At 72.9% G+C, this 18759-nt stretch carries 14 protein-coding genes and 1 tRNA gene; 5 read left to right on the forward strand and 10 right to left on the reverse strand.

Annotated features, from left to right (window positions below; translation table 11 throughout):
* The first annotated feature begins 87 nt into the window (after nucleotides 1-87).
* A complete protein-coding gene (locus RM425_RS14470; protein WP_311345921.1) occupies nucleotides 88-2283 on the forward strand; it encodes a prolyl oligopeptidase family serine peptidase in 2196 nt (731 codons plus the stop codon).
* A 255-nt stretch (nucleotides 2284-2538) separates the two neighbouring features.
* On the forward strand, nucleotides 2539-2925 hold the full coding sequence (locus RM425_RS14475) for a tyrosine-type recombinase/integrase (RefSeq protein ID WP_311345922.1): 387 nt from the start codon (nucleotides 2539-2541) through the stop codon (nucleotides 2923-2925).
* 102 nt (nucleotides 2926-3027) lie between these two features.
* On the opposite strand, the gene RM425_RS14480 is transcribed toward RM425_RS14475, so the two are convergent.
* A tRNA-Pro gene (locus RM425_RS14480) sits at nucleotides 3028-3101 on the reverse strand.
* A 215-nt stretch (nucleotides 3102-3316) separates the two neighbouring features.
* On the opposite strand from RM425_RS14480, the gene RM425_RS14485 reads away from it, so the two are divergent.
* The gene (locus tag RM425_RS14485) at nucleotides 3317-5470 is read left to right on the forward strand and encodes an MMPL family transporter (protein WP_311345923.1); all 2154 of its coding nucleotides are present in this window, start codon (nucleotides 3317-3319) and stop codon (nucleotides 5468-5470) included.
* A 33-nt stretch (nucleotides 5471-5503) separates the two neighbouring features.
* Here the strand turns inward: RM425_RS14485 and der are convergent, their stop codons facing one another.
* From der to RM425_RS14530, 9 genes are all read right to left on the reverse strand, one after another.
* A complete protein-coding gene (der, locus tag RM425_RS14490) occupies nucleotides 5504-6850 on the reverse strand; it encodes a ribosome biogenesis GTPase Der (protein ID WP_311345924.1) in 1347 nt (448 codons plus the stop codon).
* Nucleotides 6847-7536: a (d)CMP kinase gene (cmk, locus tag RM425_RS14495; protein WP_311345925.1), complete on the reverse strand. Its 690-nt coding sequence runs from the start codon at nucleotides 7534-7536 to the stop codon at nucleotides 6847-6849. Before cmk ends, der begins: the two co-directional genes overlap by 4 nt.
* A gap of 59 nt (nucleotides 7537-7595) precedes the next feature.
* Complete coding sequence (gene aroH / locus RM425_RS14500) at nucleotides 7596-7958, reverse strand: chorismate mutase (RefSeq protein WP_311345926.1); 363 nt, start codon at nucleotides 7956-7958, stop codon at nucleotides 7596-7598.
* A gap of 85 nt (nucleotides 7959-8043) precedes the next feature.
* Nucleotides 8044-8961 carry an aldose 1-epimerase family protein gene (locus RM425_RS14505; protein ID WP_311345927.1) on the reverse strand — a complete coding sequence of 306 codons (918 nt, stop codon included), beginning with the start codon at nucleotides 8959-8961 and terminating at the stop codon, nucleotides 8044-8046.
* A complete protein-coding gene (locus tag RM425_RS14510) occupies nucleotides 8958-10031 on the reverse strand; it encodes an ABC transporter ATP-binding protein (protein WP_311345928.1) in 1074 nt (357 codons plus the stop codon). Before RM425_RS14510 ends, RM425_RS14505 begins: the two co-directional genes overlap by 4 nt.
* Before the next feature lie 82 nt (nucleotides 10032-10113).
* On the reverse strand, nucleotides 10114-11616 hold the full coding sequence (gene arfA, locus RM425_RS14515) for an arabinosylfuranosidase ArfA (RefSeq protein WP_311345929.1): 1503 nt from the start codon (nucleotides 11614-11616) through the stop codon (nucleotides 10114-10116).
* Entirely contained in the window at nucleotides 11616-12626 is a 1011-nt protein-coding gene (locus RM425_RS14520) for an acetylxylan esterase (RefSeq protein WP_311345930.1), read from the reverse strand. Before RM425_RS14520 ends, arfA begins: the two co-directional genes overlap by 1 nt.
* On the reverse strand, nucleotides 12626-14965 hold the full coding sequence (locus RM425_RS14525; protein WP_311345931.1) for a beta-xylosidase/alpha-l-arabinosidase: 2340 nt from the start codon (nucleotides 14963-14965) through the stop codon (nucleotides 12626-12628). The genes RM425_RS14520 and RM425_RS14525 overlap by 1 nt, the downstream gene beginning before the upstream one ends.
* 112 nt (nucleotides 14966-15077) lie before the next feature.
* Nucleotides 15078-16349, reverse strand: coding sequence for an endo-1,4-beta-xylanase (locus tag RM425_RS14530; RefSeq protein WP_311345932.1), 1272 nt, complete (start codon nucleotides 16347-16349; stop codon nucleotides 15078-15080).
* A 107-nt stretch (nucleotides 16350-16456) separates the two neighbouring features.
* On the opposite strand from RM425_RS14530, the gene RM425_RS14535 reads away from it, so the two are divergent.
* Together RM425_RS14535 and RM425_RS14540 are read left to right on the forward strand one after the other, a co-directional pair.
* Complete coding sequence (locus tag RM425_RS14535; RefSeq protein ID WP_311345933.1) at nucleotides 16457-17749, forward strand: ABC transporter substrate-binding protein; 1293 nt, start codon at nucleotides 16457-16459, stop codon at nucleotides 17747-17749.
* Nucleotides 17750-17756: 7 nt separating this feature from the next.
* Complete coding sequence (locus RM425_RS14540) at nucleotides 17757-18737, forward strand: carbohydrate ABC transporter permease (protein WP_311345934.1); 981 nt, start codon at nucleotides 17757-17759, stop codon at nucleotides 18735-18737.
* Nucleotides 18738-18759: the final 22 nt, after the last annotated feature.

Consider the following 18759-nt stretch of genomic DNA (forward strand, 5'->3'; position numbering starts at 1 on the left):
GTGTAGTCGCTGCGCAACCGCGTCGAGCGGCCAAGACCGCCGAACGGGGTTCGAATGCCTGGATCAACGATCCGTACAGGGGCGGGCGTGGCCGTGCTGGCCATGGTCGCGAGCGGGTTGGGGGTGACGACGGCGCCGCCGGCGGATGCCTCGATCGCGACGTCACTGCCGACCGTCTCGAGCGGAGCACGTCCTGGCCCGGACGTGCTGTACGCGCCGGCGCCACGCGCGCCCCAGCTCGAGAACCGAGACGACCGCTTCCGCCAGCCGTACGACCGGGTCTCGGGAACCGAGCGCTACGCCGACGGCGAGTACTCCTACACCGATCACCTCTACGACGACACCGGCGCCGGCGCCAGGCTCACCTACCCGACCGACCAGGCCCGCTTCGCCGGCAACGCCGCCGACCTCGTCGAGCTCCGGATGGCGGCAGAAGCCGACGAGGTCGCCTATCGCTTCACGCTCAACGCGCTCGTCGAGTCCGATACGACGATCGTCGCTCTCGCATTCGACACCGACCGGAACGCGGAAACCGGCTCGGCCACGCTCCCCCGCCGTCCCGGCTCGCCGTTCCCGGGGACCGACGCCGTGCTGACCACGTGGGGCACCGGCGCGGAGTGGAGCCGCTGGAACGGCATGACGTGGACGTCGACGCCGGTCGCCGCACGCGTCGACCTCGAGGCCAACCAGATCACGGTGTCGGTCCCGCGCACGGTCGCCGACCCCCGTGGCAGCTGGCGGGCGACGCTCGCCGTCGGCCTGCACGACCCGGGCACGGGCGGTTGGCTGCGTCCGGGGGCGGTCGCCACCACGACCCATCCCGGCGGTGCCAACCTAGTCGACACCGACCCCTCCGCCATCTTCAACCTGGGGTTCCGCTTCGACGAGCCCATCCTCCGGTCGTCGGCCGCCCCGGACGAGGCCCAGGCCGCCGCCCTGGCCGACGACGCGCCAGCCCGCTTCGCCCACGACATCGACTTCGCCGCCCTGGACGCCGGCGTCGACCGCACGACGGTCCCCACTTCGGGGACGATGGTCCGCTTCTTGCCGAGCCGCCTCGACCGGGGCGAGGGCAAGAACCTCGAAGGCTTCCCCGCCACGCTGGGCCAGCTCCAGCCGTACTCGCTGTACGTGCCCACCGGCTACGACGCGGCGACGCCCGCCGGCTTCACGCTGGACCTGCACTCGCTCGGCGAGAACCACTGGCAGTACAACGGCTCGACCGGGGTGCAGCAGCTCGGCGAGCAGCGGTCGAACCTCGTGGCCACACCGCATGCCCGGGGCGAGGACGGCTGGTACCAGCACGAGGCCGAATACGATGTCTTCGAGGTCTGGAACGACGTCGCCGCGCACTTCGCGCTCGACCCGGACCGGGTGGCGCTCACCGGGTACTCGATGGGCGGCTACGGCACCTACCGGTTCGCAACGCTCTACCCGGACCTGTTCGGCAAGGCCATGACGGTCGTCGGCCCGCCCGGTGACGGCATCTGGGTCCCGCCGGCCGCGCCGACCGGCGGCATCGAAACCCTGACGAACCAGTGGCTGGAGAACGTCCGCCACATCCCGTTCCTCAACATCGCCGCCGTCCTCGACGAGCTCGTCCCCATCGCCGGCCCGACGCAGCAAAACGTCGGTGCCGCCGGTCCCTCGGGTCTCCAGAGCTTCGACTCGCTCGGCTACCGGTTCCGGTTCCAGACGTTCCCGACCGCCGAGCACCTCACCCTCGCGCTGCTCAGCTACAACCTTCCCCAGGCGGTGTCGTTCTTCGGCGACTCGCGGGTGGTGCGCGACCCCGCTCACGTCACGTTCGGGTACACGCCAGCGGCCGACGACCGGGCGCTCGGGCTCGTGCATGACCACGCCTACTGGGTCTCCGGCGTCCGGCTGGCCGACCCGGCCGTGGGCTCCCCCCTCCCGGAGGCCGTCGTCGACGTGCACAGCCACGCCACCGGCGTGGGTGACCCCACGAGCAAGCGAGGCACGGCGACCGGCACGACGCCCCTGCCCTACGACGAGATCAGCCGCACGTGGGGGCCGACGCCCACGATCCCGAAGGCCAACACGCTCGTGGCGACCCTCACCAACGTCGGGTCCGCCACCCTCGACGCGCGCCGGGCCGGTCTCGACCCCCGGCAGAACGTCACGCTCGAGGTGAGCGCCACCCACGCCGGGAAGGTTCGGCTCGTCGCCGACGGCAAGGTCGTCGAGGTGGCGATCAATCCCGGAACGGCCACCTACACGGTTACCCGTGCCCGGCTCGCCTCGGGCGGTCACGCCGCCTGAGGTCGGCACTGAGCCCGTCGGCACTGAGCCCGTCGTCCCCCGGTGGGGCGACGGGCTCAGGCGGCTGATGCCTGTTCTTCTCCGCTGCCGGAGCCGGCGCCCCGACGGAATGACCGCTACCGCAGCTGCCCGAAGGCGCGTAAAGGAAGGAGAGCGTTCTGGCCTGGGAACCCAAGCGGCTGTACCGGTTCACCGTCGAGCCCTACGTCTTGCCCGGCCTGGGGGTGAGCTCGACCGCTTCGCCCAGTCGAACCGGTGCTGCTGATCGCCGTCGACGGCTACCGCTTCGGTGGCCGGGGGGCACACCGCGGCCGACAGGAGGATGAGCGGCGCTCGGCCGCCGGCACGTGGCGGGACGGCGGCCTGGTCTTCACCACGGAGATCGGGACCCCGCTTGAGCCCCGCAACGTCCTGCGGCGGTTCGAGCAGCTGGCCCAGCGTGCCGGTCTGGCCGACGTCCACCTGCACACGCTGCGGCACTCGGCGGCGAGCTTTCTTCTGGCCGCCGGGACGCATACCAAGGTCGTCCAAGAGCACCTCGGTCACGCGTCCTACGCCATCACGGCGGACATCTACAGCCACGTCGGTCCCGGCCAGCAGCGCGAGGCGGCAGACCGGCTCGGCGAGGCACTCCGCTGGTGACCGTTGCTGCGCCCCGGCCGCGTTGCTGTACCCGTTGCTGTACTCACGCAAGAGGCGGGCCGGACTTGACAGCCGACCCGCCTCTGACCTGCAGTTTCTCTGTCGGGCTGACAGGATTTGAACCTGCGACCCCTTGACCCCCAGTCAAGTGCGCTACCAAGCTGCGCTACAGCCCGCGCTCCGTCGCACTGGCCCGGAACCCCGGGGCGCGCGACGACCGCCCCGGAAGATTACCGCACCCCCGCGCACCGATCCGCGCCCCCCGCTCAGTTCCGCCCGCCCGCGCCGTCAAACCCGGTGACATCGCTCGGCGGCCGTGCCAGCCTGCTGCGCACGGGGCGCCGACATCCTCCTCGACCAGGGCACCACGGGTGCCGGAGGGACATTCGTCATGGGTAGGTCGTTCGCATCCCGGGTGAGCCATCGCCGGCTCAAGTGGGTCATCCTCGTCCTCTGGCTGGTTCTGGCCGCCGCCTCCGGCCCGCTGGCCGGGGCACTCACCGACGAGCAGGACAACGAGGTCTCCTCGTGGCTGCCCGGCGACGCCGAGTCCACGCTGGCGCTCGAGCGGCAGACCGAGCTGGGCTCCGATCCCGATGTCATCCCCGCCGTCGTCGTCTACGAGCGGACCGAGGGACTCACCGCCGCCGACCTCGCCGCCGTCGAGGAGGACGCGGCCGCCTTCGGCCGGCTCGACGCGCTCGCCGGCGACATCAGCGGGCCGATCCCGTCCGAGGACGGGCAGGCGGCGCAGCTGGTGGTGCCCCTGGACATGGGCGACGGCGGATGGGAGGCGATAGCGCCGCTCGTGGACGACGTGCGCGAGATCGCCGGCGACGGGCCCGACGGCCTGCGGACCTGGGTCACCGGCCCGGCGGGCAACGCGGCCGACTCCTCCGAGGCGTTCGAGGGCATCGACGGGGCGCTGCTGTTCGCCGCCCTCGGCGTGGTCGTCCTGATCCTGCTGGTCACCTACCGCAGCCCGGTCCTGTGGATCCTGCCGATCTTCTCCGCGGTGGTGGCGCTCTTCTGCTCGCAGGCCGTCATCACCCTGCTGGCCCGGCACGCCGACCTCACCGTGAACGCGCAGAGCGCCAGCATCCTCACCGTCCTGGTCATCGGCGCGGGCACCGACTACGCGCTGCTGCTGGTCGCGCGCTACCGGGAGGAGCTGCGGCTGCACGCCGACCGGCACGAGGCGATGACCGAGGCGGTGCACCGCGCCGGGCCGGCGGTGCTGGCCAGCGGCGGCACGGTGATCCTCGGCATGCTCTGCCTGGCCGTCGCGGACATGAACTCCACCGCGGGCCTCGGCCCGGTCGCGGCCATCGGCGTCGCCGTCACGCTGGTCGTGCTGATGACGCTGCTGCCGGCGCTGCTGGTCATCTGCGGACGCTGGGTGTTCTGGCCGGTGCGCCCGGCCCTGGGCAGCCCCGAGCCGAGCGCGACCGGCATCTGGGCGCGGGTGGGTGGGCTCATCCGGCCGCGTCCGCGGGCCGTCTGGGTGGTCACGAGCCTGCTGCTGCTGGCCGCCTGCATCGGCATGTTCGGCCTGGACGCCAAGGGGCTGACCCAGGCCGACTCCTTCCGCGGCACCCCGGAGTCGATCACCGGCGAGCAGGTGGCGGGCGAGCACTTCCCCGCGACCGCGGGCAACCCGGTCTACGTGCTGACCACCGCCGAGGACGCCGACCAGGTGGCCGACGCCGTCGCCGGCACGGAGGGCATCGGCGGGGTCGAGGCGCCGCGGGTCACCGGAGACGCCGCGCTGGTGCAGGCGGCCCTGGCAGACCCGGCGGACAGCCAGGCCGCCTACGACGCCATCGAGCGGCTGCGCACCGGCCTCGACGACGTCGGCGACGGCGAGGCGGTGGTCGGTGGCAACACGGCCGTCAACCTCGACGTCCAGACGGCGTCGCAGCGCGACAACCGGGTGATCATCCCGCTGATCATGGTGGTGGTGCTGCTCGTGCTCGGCGTCCTGCTGCGGGCGATCGTGGCGCCGCTGCTGCTCATCGGCACGGTGGTGCTGTCCTACGGCGCCGCACTCGGCATCAGCGCGCTGATCTTCGACTGGACGCTGGGCGTCGGCACCACCGACAGCTCGTTCCCGCTGTTCGTCTTCGTCTTCCTCGTCGCGCTGGGCATCGACTACAACATCTTCCTCATGACCCGGGTGCGGGAGGAGGCGTTCGACCACGGCACCCGGCGGGCGGCGCTGATCGGCCTGTCGGCGACCGGCGGGGTGATCACGTCGGCGGGGCTGGTGCTCGCCGCGACGTTCTCGGTGCTGGGCACCCTGCCGCTGACGTTCCTCACCCAGCTCGGCATCGCCGTCGCGCTCGGCGTGCTGCTGGACACGATCGTCGTGCGGTCGGTGCTGGTGACCGCCCTGACGTTGGACATCGGCCGGTGGATGTGGTGGCCCAGCCGCCTGGCGCACCGCCGGGACGAGCCCGAGCAGGTCGGGGACGCCGACGACGTCCACGTGCCCGCGCCGCGGACCCGCCCGGGCGCTCCGCACGACGTCGGGCGCCGGAGCTGAGGGGTGGGGAGGGCCGGCGCGGGCCGGCCCTCCTCAGCCCTTCTTGCCGTCCCTGTCCCGTCCCTCGCGGACCTTGACCGATACCTCGATCGGCGTCCCCGAGAAGCCCCACTGCTCGCGCAGCTTGCGCTCCAGGAACCGCCGGTAGCCGGCCTCCAGGAAGCCGGTGGAGAAGACGACGAACCGCGGCGGGCGGATGTCGGCCTGCGTCACGTACTTGATCTTGGGTGCCCGGCCGCCGCGCGCCGGCGGCGGGGTCTCCTGCACCAGCGCCCGGACGAACTGGTTGAGCTCGGCGGTGGGGACGCGCTTCTCCCACGACGCCAGTGCCCAGCGCAGGTGGTCGGCCAGCTTGCCGACGCCCCGTCCGGTCGTGGCGGAGATGTTGACCCGCGTGGCCCACTTGATGCGGGCGAGATCGCGCTCGACCTCGCGCTCGAGCTGGTCGTGCCGGTCCTCATCGAGGGTGTCCCACTTGTTGAAGGCGATGACCAGGGCCCGTCCGGCGTCGACGACCTGGGAGATCACCCGCTGGTCCTGCTCGCTGATGACCTCGTCGGCGGCCAGCAGGACGACGGCGACCTCGGCGGACTGGATGGCGCCCTCGGTGCGCAGGCTGGCGTAGTACTCCATGCCGCTGGCGGTGTTGACCTTGCGGCGCAGGCCGGCGGTGTCCACGAACCGCCACTCCTCGCCGCCGAGGGTGACGATGGAGTCCACCGGGTCGACCGTCGTGCCCGCGACCGAGTCGACGACGGAGCGCTCGTCCTTGGCCAGCCGGTTGAGCAGGCTGGACTTGCCCACGTTCGGCCGGCCGACCAGGGCCACGCGGCGGGGGCCCTCCTCCTGCTCCTGCTCGCGCGGCGCCTCGGGCATCGCGTCGAGGACCAGGTCGAGCAGGTCGCCGCTGGAGCGGCCGTGCAGCGCGCTGACCGGCTGCGGCTCGCCCAGGCCCAGGCTCCACAGCTCGGCGACGTTGGCCTCGCTGCGCTCGTCGTCGACCTTGTTGGCCACGAGGATCACCGGCCGGTCGCTGCGGCGCAGCACGCGCGCGGCGGCCAGATCGGTGTCGGTGGCGCCCACCTGGCTGTCGACGACGAGCACGATGACGTCGGCGGTCTCCATGGCGAACTGCGCCTGGCGGGTGATCGAGGCGCCGATCCCGGTCGCCTTGGGGTCCCAGCCGCCGGTGTCCATGACGGTGAAGCGCTTGCCGTTCCACAGCGCCTCGTAGGAGATGCGGTCCCGGGTCACCCCCGGGACGTCCTGCACCACGGCGGCGCGCCGGCCGAGGATGCGGTTGACCAGCGTCGACTTGCCGACGTTCGGCCGTCCGACGATGGCGACGACGGGCAGCGGCCCGTCCTGGTTCTCCGTCATGTGCGGTCCCCTGTCACCAGCGCGGCCTCGGCCAGCGCCACGATGCGGTCCACCACGGCCTGCTGGCTCAGCTCGCTGCTGTCCACGACCACGGCGTCCGCGGCCGGTCGCAGCGGGCTGTCGGCCCGGCTGCTGTCGTACTCGTCCCGCCGGCGGAGGTCCGCGGCCAGGGCGTCGATCTGCGCGGGGTCGGTGACCCCGAGCTGCCCGGCCCGCCGCTGGGCGCGGACCTCGGGTGCTGCGGTGAGGTAGATCTTGAGCGTCGCGTCGGGCAGGACGACGGTGCCGATGTCACGCCCCTCGACGACGACGGTGTCCGCGGCGCCCACGAGGTCGCGCTGCTGGGCGACCAGCTGCCGGCGGACGGCCGGGACGGCGGAGACCGCGGAGACCGCCCGCGTGACCTCGGCGCCCCGGATGCGGACGGCGACGTCGACGCCGTCGACCTCCACCCGCTCGATGCCGGCCCCGGTCCCGACCGTGATGCGGGCCCCCGCCACGACCCGGGCGACCGCCTCGGCGTCGTCGAGCTCCACGCCGGCGTCCAGGACGGCGACGGTCGCGGCCCGGTACATGGCCCCGGTGTCCAGGTAGGCCGCGCCCAGGCGTGCGGCCACCCCCCGGGCGACGGTGCTCTTGCCGGTGCCCGACGGGCCGTCGAGGGTCACCGCCCCGCGGAACGGCACGGCCGCGTCCAGGGGCCCGAGGCGAGCCTGTGAGCCTTGGGGGGGACGGGGTCCTTCCCTCACTGCGCGATGTCCCGGCGCAGGGCCGCCGCACCGCGGAGGTAGACGTGCTGGATCTCGGCGCGCGGCCGCGGGGTCTCCACGTGCGCCATGAGCCGCAGGACCCGCGGCAGGGCGTGCGGGACGGCGATCTCGGTGGCGCACATCAGCGGCACGTCACCCATCCCGAGTTCGCGCGCGGCGAGGGCCGGGAACTCCGACACCAGGTCGGGCGTGGCGGTGAAGACGATGCTGATGACGTCGTCGTGCTGCAGCGCGTTGCGCTCCAGCACGGTGCTCACCAGCTCGCGGGTCGCCTCGAGCACTTGCTCCCGGTCGTCGGCGTCGACCTGGGTCGCGCCCCGGATGGCTCGGACGGCCATGCACCCTCCTCGTTCGGTTCCGGCACCCGGAGGACCGGGCGCCTCGGTCGAGTCTAGGGAGGCGCCGCCAGCCCGCCGCCGGGCCTCAGCCCAGGGGCCGGATCCCCCACGTCGACGTCGTCGACTCCCCCGGCGCCAGGCGACGGACCCCCTCCCCGGTGCGCAGCGCGTCCGGCGGGCAGGTCATCGGCTCCACCGCCAGGCCGCGGCGGCGACGCGGCTCCGGCACGATGTCGCCGGTGAACAGCTGCAGGTAGGGGTATCCCTCGTCCAGCCAGACCTCCGCGCCCGTGCCGTCGGGCCGGGTGAACCGCACCCGGGCCAGGCCGTCGGAGCCCCGTGCCAGGTCGGTGAAGCAGGAGTCGAGGACGAGGTCGCCGAGCCTCCGACCGCCGCGCAGGTCGAACGGCGTGCCGCGCACGGGCTCCCTGCCGGTGGGCAGCCCCCGGTCGTCGGCCCGCAGCCGTACCGCGCCCGGCGCGGTGAGCGTGCAGTCGTCGACCCGCAGCCCTGCGGCCGAGGCCAGGTAGGGGTGGTGGCCCTCCCCGTACGGCAACGGCCGGTCCCCCGCGTTGGACGCCGTCGTGGTGACCCGCAGGCCCCCGGCGTCCAGCTCGTACCGGACCCGCAGGCGCAGGGTGAACGGGTAGCCGGGCTGGGGGTGCAGCAGGTGCTCGAGCTCCACCGCGTCCCCGGCCCGGGCCACGGGCCGCCAGGCGACGAACCGGACCAGCCCGTGGATGGCCGTGCCGCTCTCCGGCTCGGTGACCGGTGTGCGGTGCTCCTCGCCCTCCCAGGTCCAGCAGCCGTCGGCGAGCCGGTTGGGCCAGGGCGCGAGGACGTGACCCCGGGCGTTGGCCGCCCGCTCCCCCACCGCGTACCCGTCGACGACGTCGCGGTCCCCGCACCGGTAGGTCCGCAGACCGCCACCGGCCTCGACGACGGTGGCCTCGGCCGATCCCGAGCGCAGTACGAACTGCTCGCCGGTGGGCGGCAGGCTCATCCGAGCCGGTTCCCCGAGGCGAGGTCGAACAGGTGCACGTGGCCCTGGCGCGGCGTGACGGTGAGGACCTCGCCCCGCGCCGGCGGCCGGCGGCCGTCGACGCGGGCGGTGATCTCGTGCTCACCGTCGCCCAGGCGGGTCCGGCCGTAGACGTAGGCGTCGGCACCGAGCTCCTCGACGACGTCGACCTCGATCGGCAGTCCGTGCCCGGCGACCTCGAGGTCCTCGGGCCGGACGCCGACTACGACCTGCGAGTCCTCCGCCGGCCCGAGCACGTCGCGGGCGACCGGGTGGACGACGTCGCCGAACAGCACCCCGCCGTCGGTGACGGGCAGCGTGAACAGGTTCATGGCGGGCGAGCCGATGAAGCCGGCGACGAACGCGTTGCGCGGACGGTCGTAGAGCTCGCGGGGCCGGCCGACCTGCATCAGGAGGCCGTCCTTGAGCACCGCCACCCGGTCGCCCATCGTCATGGCCTCGACCTGGTCGTGGGTGACGTACACGGTGGTGATCCCGAGCCGGCGCTGCAGCTGCGCGATCTGCGTCCGCGTCTGCACGCGCAGCTTGGCGTCGAGGTTGGACAGCGGCTCGTCCATGAGGAACACCTGCGGCTGGCGGACGATGGCCCGGCCCATCGCGACGCGCTGGCGCTGACCGCCCGAGAGCGCCTTCGGCTTGCGGGCGAGGTAGTCCTCGAGGTCGAGGAGCTTCGCCGCCTCCTGCACCCGCTCGGCGATGGCCGCCTTGCCCATCCCGGCGATCTTCAGGGCGAAGCCCATGTTGTCGGCCACGGTCATGTGCGGGTAGAGCGCGTAGTTCTGGAACACCATCGCGATGTCCCGGTCCTTGGGCGCCACCTCGGTGACGTCGCGGTCCCCGATGAGGATCCGGCCCTCGCTGACGTCCTCCAGGCCGGCCAGCATCCGCAGCGACGTGGACTTGCCGCAGCCGGACGGGCCGACGAGCACCAGGAACTCGCCGTCCTCGACGGTGAGGTCGAGCGCGTCGACCGCCGGCCGCTGCGCGCCCGGGTACACCCGCGTCGCGTGGTCGTAGGTGACCGTTGCCATGTCCTGCTCCTCTGCTCCCCCGGCGTCGTCGCCGGGTCTCGGGCTCTGGGGTGGTGCCGTGCGGTGGTGCCTCGTCAGGTGGTCAGCGGAGGGAGACCGCCGACCACGAGACCGGCGGGAGGAGGATCCGGAGCGCGCCGTCGGCCAGCGCGGCCGAGTCGTTGCGGCGCGGCCCGACCCGGTCCTGCCGGTCGGCCGTGTTCGCCGCGTGCGGGTCCGGATCGGAGAGGGTCAGCGCCTCCTCGATGGTGGAGGTGCCGAGCGCGGACACGTAGATCGACACCTCGACGTCGTCGGTCTGCGAGCGGTTCACGAGGAACAGCGCGGCCCTCCCGGCGTCGGTCGTGGCAGCAGCGTCGACGACCGGCACCTCGCCGTGCGCGGCCGTGTCGTAGGTCGGGCCGTCGACGCCCACGCGGAGCGCGACGCCGCGTGCCAGTCGGGAGGTGACCGCGAACGGGAAGAAGGTCGACTTGCGCCACGCCGGGCCCTGCGGCTCGGCCGCGATCGGGGCGATCACGTTGACGAGCTGGGCGATCGAGGCGCTCGTCACCCGGTCGGCGTGCCGGATCAGCGACATCAGGAGGCTGCCCACGACGACGCCGTCCGCCACGGTGTAGGGGTCCTCGCTGATGGGTGGCGCGAGGGGCCAGTCGTCGATGCGCTTCGCGAGGTCCGCCGGCACCCGGGACAGGTACCAGACGTTCCACTCGTCGAAGGAGATGTTGATCCTCTTCGGGCTCCTGCGCACGGCCTTGACGCGGTCGGCGGTCGCGGTGACCGTCTCGATGAACCGGTCCATGTCCTTCGCGGAGGCCAGGAAGGAGCCGAGGTCCCCGTCCTCCTCCTCGTAGTACGCGTGGCAGGAGATGAAGTCCACGTCGTCGTAGGCGTGGGAGAGGACGGTGCGCTCCCACTCACCGAAGGTCGGCATCGACGCGCCCGACGAGCCGCAGGCGACCAGCTCGAGGTCGGGATCGACCTGCCGCATGGCCTTCGCCGTCCGGGCGGCGAGCTTGCCGTAGTCCTCCGCGGACCGCTGGCCGAGCTGCCACGGTCCGTCCATCTCGTTGCCGAGGCACCACATCCGGACGTCGAACGGCTCCCGGCGCCCGTTGCGGATCCGCTGGTCGGCGAGCGTCGTGCCCGACGGCACGTTCGCGTACTCGAGCAGGTCCAGGGCCTCCAGCGTGCCCCGGGTGCCGAGGTTCAGGGCCAGCATCAGCTCGGCGCCGACCTTCTCCAGCCACGCCGCGAACTCGTGCAGCCCTACCTCGTTGGTCTCCGTGCTGTGCCACGCCAGGTTGAGCCGGACGGGGCGCTCGTCGCGTGGCCCGACGCCGTCCTCCCAGCGGAATCCAGAGACGAAGTTCCCTCCGGGGTACCGCACCGTGGTCACCCCCATCTCCCTGACGAGGTCGATCACGTCCCGGCGGAAACCGTCCTCGTCCGCCGCCGGGTGGCCGGGCTCGTAGATCCCGCCGTACACGCTGCGGCCCATGTGCTCGACGAAGGCGCCGAAGAGCCGTCGCGACACCGGGCCCACCGGGTGCGCCGGGTCGACGGTGAGGCGGGCGTGCAGCATCAGGCTCCCCGTCCCCGCACCGCCGGCGCGTGAGGCGCCCGGAGCCGGGTGCCCAGCCAGGCGAGCTGCTGGCGCTGGTGGTGGCCCTCCCCGCCCTCGTGGTCGTTGAACGGGTAGACCGAGATCTCCTTCGGGCCCCCGTAGGCCTGGTAGGCCGCGAAGACCGTCGACGGCGGGCAGATCTCGTCCATGAGCGCGACGGAGAAGAGCGCCGGGGCGGAGGCCCCACGCCCGAGGACCGCGGCGTCGAAGTAGCTCAGCGTCTCGAAGACCCGGTCCACGCGGTCGCGGTGGGCCTTGAGGTAGCGGACGACCTCGCCGTACGGGTCACCGGGGGCCACACGCGTGGCACGCGGGAAGTCGCAGAGGAACGGCACGTCGGCCATCACCGCGCCCACCCCGGCGGCGAGGGCGGACACGGCCAGCGCGATGCCGCCGCCCTGGCTGACGCCGGTCACCGCGATCCGGTCGCCGTCGACGTCCGGGAGCTGCCGGAGCACCTCGACCGCCCGCACGGCGTCGGTGTAGACGCGCCGGTAGTAGTAGTCCTGCGGGGACAGGACGCCGCGGGTGAGGAAGCCCGGCTGGGCGGCCGGCGAGCCCACCGGGTCGCCCGTGTCCCCCACGGCCCAGCCGCTCCCCTGGCCCCGGGTGTCGACGACGAGCTGCGCGAAGCCCGCCGACGCCCAGAGGACGTGCTCGTGGGCCAGCCCACGGCCGCCGTTGTACCCCTGGTACTGGACGACCCCGGGCAGCGGGCCGTCCCCGCGGAGGGCGCCGGCCGGCAGGTGCAGCCAGCCGCGCACCTCGGAGCCACCGAAGCCGGCGAAGGACACGTCGTGGGTCTCGACCGTCACCAGCCCGGAGTCGACCGGCGTGCAGCGCACGTCCAGCGGGCGCCCGGCCGCCTCCTCGAGGGTCGCCGTCCAGAACTCCCACAGATCGTCCGGGGCGGCCAGCTGCGGGTCGTAGCGCCGCAGCTCCTCCAGCGGGAGGTCGGTCTGCGGCATCAGCCGGCGCTCTGCTCGACGACCGTCTCCGGGTGCAGCCTCCGGTCGGCCCCGACCGTGCGGCAGGGACCCGTGAGGGTGTACCGCAGCACCTCCCGCACGTCGGCGCTGGAGGCGCCCACCCGCAGCTCGACCTCGCCCGGCTCGACGATCCGCGAACCGTCCCGGCCGGTGAAGGAGGTCAGGTCGGCGTGCAGGGCGAACCGGACGGTCACGGCCGACCCCGGCGCCAGGTCCACCCGCCGGGCGGCGACGAGGGCCTGCACCGGCCGCACCACCTCGGCGGCCAGGTCGTGCAGGTAGACCTGAACGACCTCGGTCACCTCGTGGTCGGTGTCGTTGCGGAGCCCGACCTCCACCTCGGTGCTGCCGTCGGTGTCCCACTCCGGTCCGCTGACCGACCGGTTCCCCGTCCAGGTGGCCGAGCCGTAGCCGAGCCCGTGCCCGAAGGGGAACAGCGGGGTCGGGTCCACGACGCTCACGTCGGTGCGCCGGCCGAGAGGCGCCGCGAGGTAGGTGCCCGGCTGGCTGCTCTCCGCCCGGGGGAAGCTCACCGGCAGCCGGCCCGACGGGGCCACCCGCCCGCTGAGGACGTCGGCGATCGCCGGGCCGCCCTCCTCACCGGGGAAGAACCCGCACAGCACCGCGGCCAGCCGGTCGACCTGGCGGGACAGCTCGTAGGGGCGGCCGACGAGCAGCACCAGCACGACGGGCGTCCCCGTGGCGAGCAGCGCCTCCAGCAGCTCCTCCTGGCGGCCGGGGAGCCGGAGGTCCACGGCGTCGCAGCCCTCCCCCGAGGTGCCGTTGCCGAAGAGGCCCGCCTGGTCACCGAGGACGGCGACGCACACGTCGGCTTCGGCCGCGGCGCGCACGGCGGCCGCGATGCCCTCGTCGTCGCCGCCCAGGACGGGGCAGCCGTCCGCGACCACGACGTCGTACGCCGCCGGCGACGTCCTGAGCGCGTCGGCGAACGTCGGGATGTCGACGCCGACCGGCACCTCCGGGTGGTGGACGCCGACGTGCATCGGGAACGAGTAGCAGCCGAGCATCGCCTGGGTGGTGTCGGCGCGGGGGCCCACCACGGCCAAGCGCAGGCCGTCGCGCAGCGGCAGCGTGCCGTCGTTGGTGAGCAGGACCACCGAACGGCGCGCCAGCTCCCCGGCGACGGCCCGGGACTCCGCGGAGTCGAGGTCGACGTGGCCGTCGAGGACGGCCGGTGCGTCGGGCGACCAGTCGGCGTCGAGCAGGCCGAGCTCGCACTTCTGCAGCAGGACCCGGCGCAGGGCCCGGTCCACCAGACCCTCGTCGACGGCTCCGCTGCGGACAGCCCCGACCAGCGGCTCGCCGTAGCAGCTCACGGTCGGCAGCTCCACGTCGATCCCGGCTTCGAGGGCGAGCGCGGCGGCCTCCGCGGGGGAACCGGCCACGCCGTGCAGGGCCTGGAGGAACGCGATCGAGAAGTAGTCGGCGACCACGGTGCCGGTGAAGCCGTAGGTCCCCCGCAGCAGCGACGTAAGGAGCGCCGGGTCGCCCGCCGAGGGCACCCCGTCGATGTCGGTGTAGGAGTTCATCACCGACCGGGCGCCGGCCCGCAGCGCCATCTCGAACGGCGGGAGCAGCACGTCGGCGATCTCCCGGGGCCCGGCGGACACCGGTGCCAGATTGCGCCCCGCACGGGACGCGGAGTAGCCGACGAAGTGCTTGAGGGTCGCCACGACGCCGCTGGACTCCAGGCCGCGGACGTAGGCGCTGCCGATCGTGCCGACCAGGTGCGGGTCCTCGCCCATGGTCTCCTCGACCCGCCCCCAGCGCAGGTCCCGGGCGACGTCGAGGACCGGCGCGAGCCCCTGGTGGACGCCGAGGCGGCGCATGCCCTGACCGATCAGCGCGGCCATCCGCTCCACGAGGTCGGGGTCGAAGCTGGCCGCCCAGCACAGCGGTGAGGGGAAGGCGGTCGCCGTCCAGGCCGCGAGCCCCGTGAGGCACTCCTCGTGCACCAGCGCGGGGATGCCGAACCGCCCGGCCGACATGATCTGCCGCTGGCTCTCGGCGAGGCCCTTGGCCCCGACGAGCGGGTCCACGGGGGCCGTCCCGAACGGCCGGGTGAGCTGCCCCAGCCCGTTCCGGATGAGCTCCTCCCAGTCGACCGGCGCCGCCGCCATCTCGTGCTGGTGCGGGGCCACCTCGCCCTCGGTGGCATCGATGCCCACCCACACGCCGTACAGCTGGGCGATCTTCTCCTCCAGCGTCATGCGCGGGATGAGGTCCGCCACCCTGTCCTCCGGCGGGACGCCCGGGTCGCGCCACGGCGCGGTGTCGATGCCGACGTTGGAGACCATGCTCTTCGGAAGTCCGTCCTGTCTCGGTGGTGCTCGGTGCTGCGGTGGTCGGGCAGTGGGGCGGTCGGGTGGGCGGTCGGGTGGGCGGTCGGTCGGGCGGGCGGCGGGGCGGTCAGGCCACCGTGACCTCGGGCGGGGTCCGGTCGGGCCGCAGCACGAAGGCGCCCGAGGCGTTCCCCGCCGACACCGTGTACTCGCCGGCCCACCCGCGCACGGCGACCCGGCCGTCGGCATCGGTCCGCAGCCGGGTCGGCGGCAGCCACCACTCGCCCTTGACGAGGCCGTGGAGGGCGTCGTAGGCGGGCTTCGGGGTGCCGTCGGAGCGCACCAGCCCCGCGGGGGCGCCCAGCCAGGCGCCCTGGTCGGTCATCCCCCAGTAGGTCACCGCCTCGACCGCGGGATGGGCGAGGAGCGTCCGGTAGTGGCGGACGACGTCGACGGCCTGCCGTTCCTCCCCCTCCGGCGTGGAGGGCCACTCGCCGACCCGGTGGTCGTTGAGGTCCTCGATCTCCGCCGGCATGAGGTCACCCGACACCAGGGTCGTCTCCGTCCAGTGCAGCGGGAGTCCGTAGCGCGCGAACCGCTCCAGGACCTCCTGCGTCCGCTCCTCGCCCCAGTACCCCCGGTGCATGTGGCTCTGGAGGCCGATCGCGTCGATCCGGATGCCGGCCTCGAGGACGCCCTCGATCAGGCACTCGTACGCCGTCGACAGGTCGAAGTCGTTGAGGACCAGCGTCGCGGCCGAGTTCGCGTCGCGTGCCTCCTCGAACGCCAGGCGGATCGTCGGGATGCGACCGATGCGGCGGCACAGGCGGCTGACGGCGTTCTGCCGGTCCTCGTTCGCGAAGACCGGCATGATGACGACCTCGTTGATCGCGTCCCAGGTGTCGACGAGGCCGGCGAAGGACGCGGCCTCCCGCCGGACCCGGGCCCGCACGATGGTCTCGACGTCCTCGTCGGAGTGCTCCCGGAGCCAGTCGGGGGTGAGCGTGTGCCAGACCAGCGGGTGCCCCTTGACCGTGACGCCCCGTTCGCGGAACCACGCGGCGGCCGCCCGGAGGCGACGGGTGTCGGGCTCGCCCTGCACCGGTTCGAAGCCGGCCCAGTAGAACGGCAGCGTGGCGGTGGTGAAGAGATCGAGCCACAGCGCCTCGAGCGCCCCGGCCGCCTCCGGGTCGGCTCCGCCGAAGACGTTCTCCCGCCCCTCGCCGTGCTCCCCGTTCGCCGGGCCCACGAAGTCGAAGCCGATGTTGCCGAAGGAGAAGCCGTGCCGCACCTGCTCGACCAGCACGTCCGTGCCGGGGCAGGGCGAGCCGTCGGCGGAGCGCACGGTCACCACTGCGTCGGCTCGCCGCAGGGCATCGGCATCAGTGGAGCAGGTCACACCGAAAACGTTATCGACAACGTTTGACATTGCCAAGCCGCGCCTGCCATCTTCTCGGGACGTGTTCCACGCCACAGAGGGCGTGCGGACTGACAAAGGAGTCAGACATGCGGCGTTCGGGGCGAGCAGCTCTCTCGGTGCTCTGCAGCAGTGCGGTGCTGCTGACAGCCACAGCCTGCGGTGGTGACGACACCAGCGCCTCGGGAGGCGACGACAACACGATCACCTGGTGGCACAACTCGAACAACGAGCCCGGCAGGGGCTACTACGAGCAGGTGGCGGAGGACTTCGAGGCCGACAACCCCGGCGTGCAGGTCGAGATCGAGGCCATGGCGCACGAGGACATGGTCGACCGGCTCGAGGCGGCGTTCCAGAGCGGCGACCTGCCGGACGTCTACATGGAGCGGGGCGGCGGTGAGCTCGCCGACCACGTCGAGGCGGGCCTGGTGCGCGACCTCTCCGAGGACGCCTCGGAGGAGATCGACATGCTCGGCGGCAACGTGGCCGGATGGCAGGTGGACGGCCAGACGTACGCGCTGCCGTTCTCGCTCGGCGTCGTGGGCTTCTGGTACAACACCGAGCTCTTCGAGCAGGCCGGGATCCAGGAGCCGCCGGCCACGATGGAGGAGCTCTACACCGTCATCGACCAGTTGAAGGCCGCGGGCATCACCCCGCTCTCGGTGGGCGCGGGCGACAAGTGGCCGGCCGCCCACTACTGGTACTACACGGCGCTGCGGTCCTGCGGGCAGGACGTCCTCGAGGACGCGGTCACCAGCCTCGAGTTCACCGACCCCTGCTTCACCCAGGCCGGCGAGGAACTGCAGAACCTGATCGAGACGGAACCCTTCAACCCGGGCTTCCTCACGACCCCGGCCCAGGAGGGGGCGACCTCGGCCTCCGGCCTGCTCGCCACCGACCAGGTGGCCATGGAGCTGGCCGGCCACTGGGAGCCCGGCGTCATGCAGGGCCTCACCGAGGACGGCGAGGGCCTGGGTGACCGGACCGGCTGGTTCCCGTTCCCGGAGATCGCGGGCGGCGAGGGAGACCCGGAGGCGCAGCTCGGTGGTGGCGACGCGTGGGCGGTCTCGCAGGACGCTCCCGACTCGGCGGTCGACTTCGTGACGTACCTGCTGTCGGACGACGTGCAGGTCGGCTTCGCGGAGAACGACATGGGGCTCCCCACGAACCCCGCCGCCACGGACGCGGTGTCCGACCCGGCCCTCGCCCAGCTCCTCGAGGTCCGTGACGCGGCTCCCTACATCCAGCTCTACTTCGACACCGCGTTCGGGGCGTCGGTCGGTGGCGCCATGAACGACGCGATCGCCCTGCTGTTCGCCGACCAGGCGTCGCCGCAGGACATCGTCGACGACACTCAGCAGGCCGCCGACCTGGAGAAGTGATCCACCGATGACCCACGTGACCGCTGCGCCGGCGGCGACGGACCCCGGCGCAGCGGTCACCCGGGGCGCGGACGCGCCCCGGGTGACCGGACGCCGCCGCCGCGAGAAGCGCCGGCAGCGCCTCGAGATCCTGCTGTTCGTGACGCCGGCCCTGGCGCTGATGGCGATCTTCGTCGTCTACCCGGTGTACTCGGCGGCCCGCATGTCCTTCTACCGCTGGAAGGGCTTCGGCCCGATGGTGGACTTCGTCGGGCTGGACAACTACGCCCTCGTGCTGAGCGACGACGTCTTCACCGACGCGGTCACCCACAACTTCATCATCGTCTTCGCCTCGATCCTGGTGCAGCTGCCGCTGGGCCTGGCGCTCGCGCTGCTGCTCAACCGCCGGATCCGCGCACGCGGGCTCCTGCGCACGATCATCTTCGTCCCCTACGTGCTGGCCGAGGTCATCGCCGGCGTCGTGTGGTTCCAGCTGCTGCAGCCGCGGTCGGGTCTGCTCGAGCAGATGCTGTCGTCGGTGGGGATCCCGGTCCCCGAGCAGGGCTTCCTCGGCACGCCCGACCTCGCCCTGACGACCGTCTTCGTCGTGCTCACGTGGAAGTACCTGGGTCTGGCCGTGCTGCTGTTCCTCGCCGGCCTGCAGGGCGTGCCCGACGAGCTGCACGAGGCGGCGCAGCTCGACGGCGCCTCGTGGTGGCAGGTCCAGCGCCGCATCTCGGTCCCGCTCATCGCACCGACCATCCGCACCTGGGTCTTCCTGTCGATGATCGGGTCCCTGCAGCTGTTCGACATGGTCTGGATCCTCACCGGTGGTGGGCCGGCGAACGCGACGACCACGATGGCGACGTACCTGGTCAGCCAGGGGACGCAGCGCAGCAACTACGGCATCGCCGGCGCGGCCTCCGTCGTGCTGTTCTTCATCGGATTCGCGATGGCGGTCGCCTACCAGTTCCTGGTGCTCCGCCGCGACACGAAGGCCGACGCGTGACCGCCGCGACACCCGCACTCGA

Source organism: Blastococcus goldschmidtiae (genome assembly GCF_031845325.1).
Classification (GTDB): Bacteria; Actinomycetota; Actinomycetes; order Mycobacteriales; family Geodermatophilaceae; genus Blastococcus; species Blastococcus goldschmidtiae.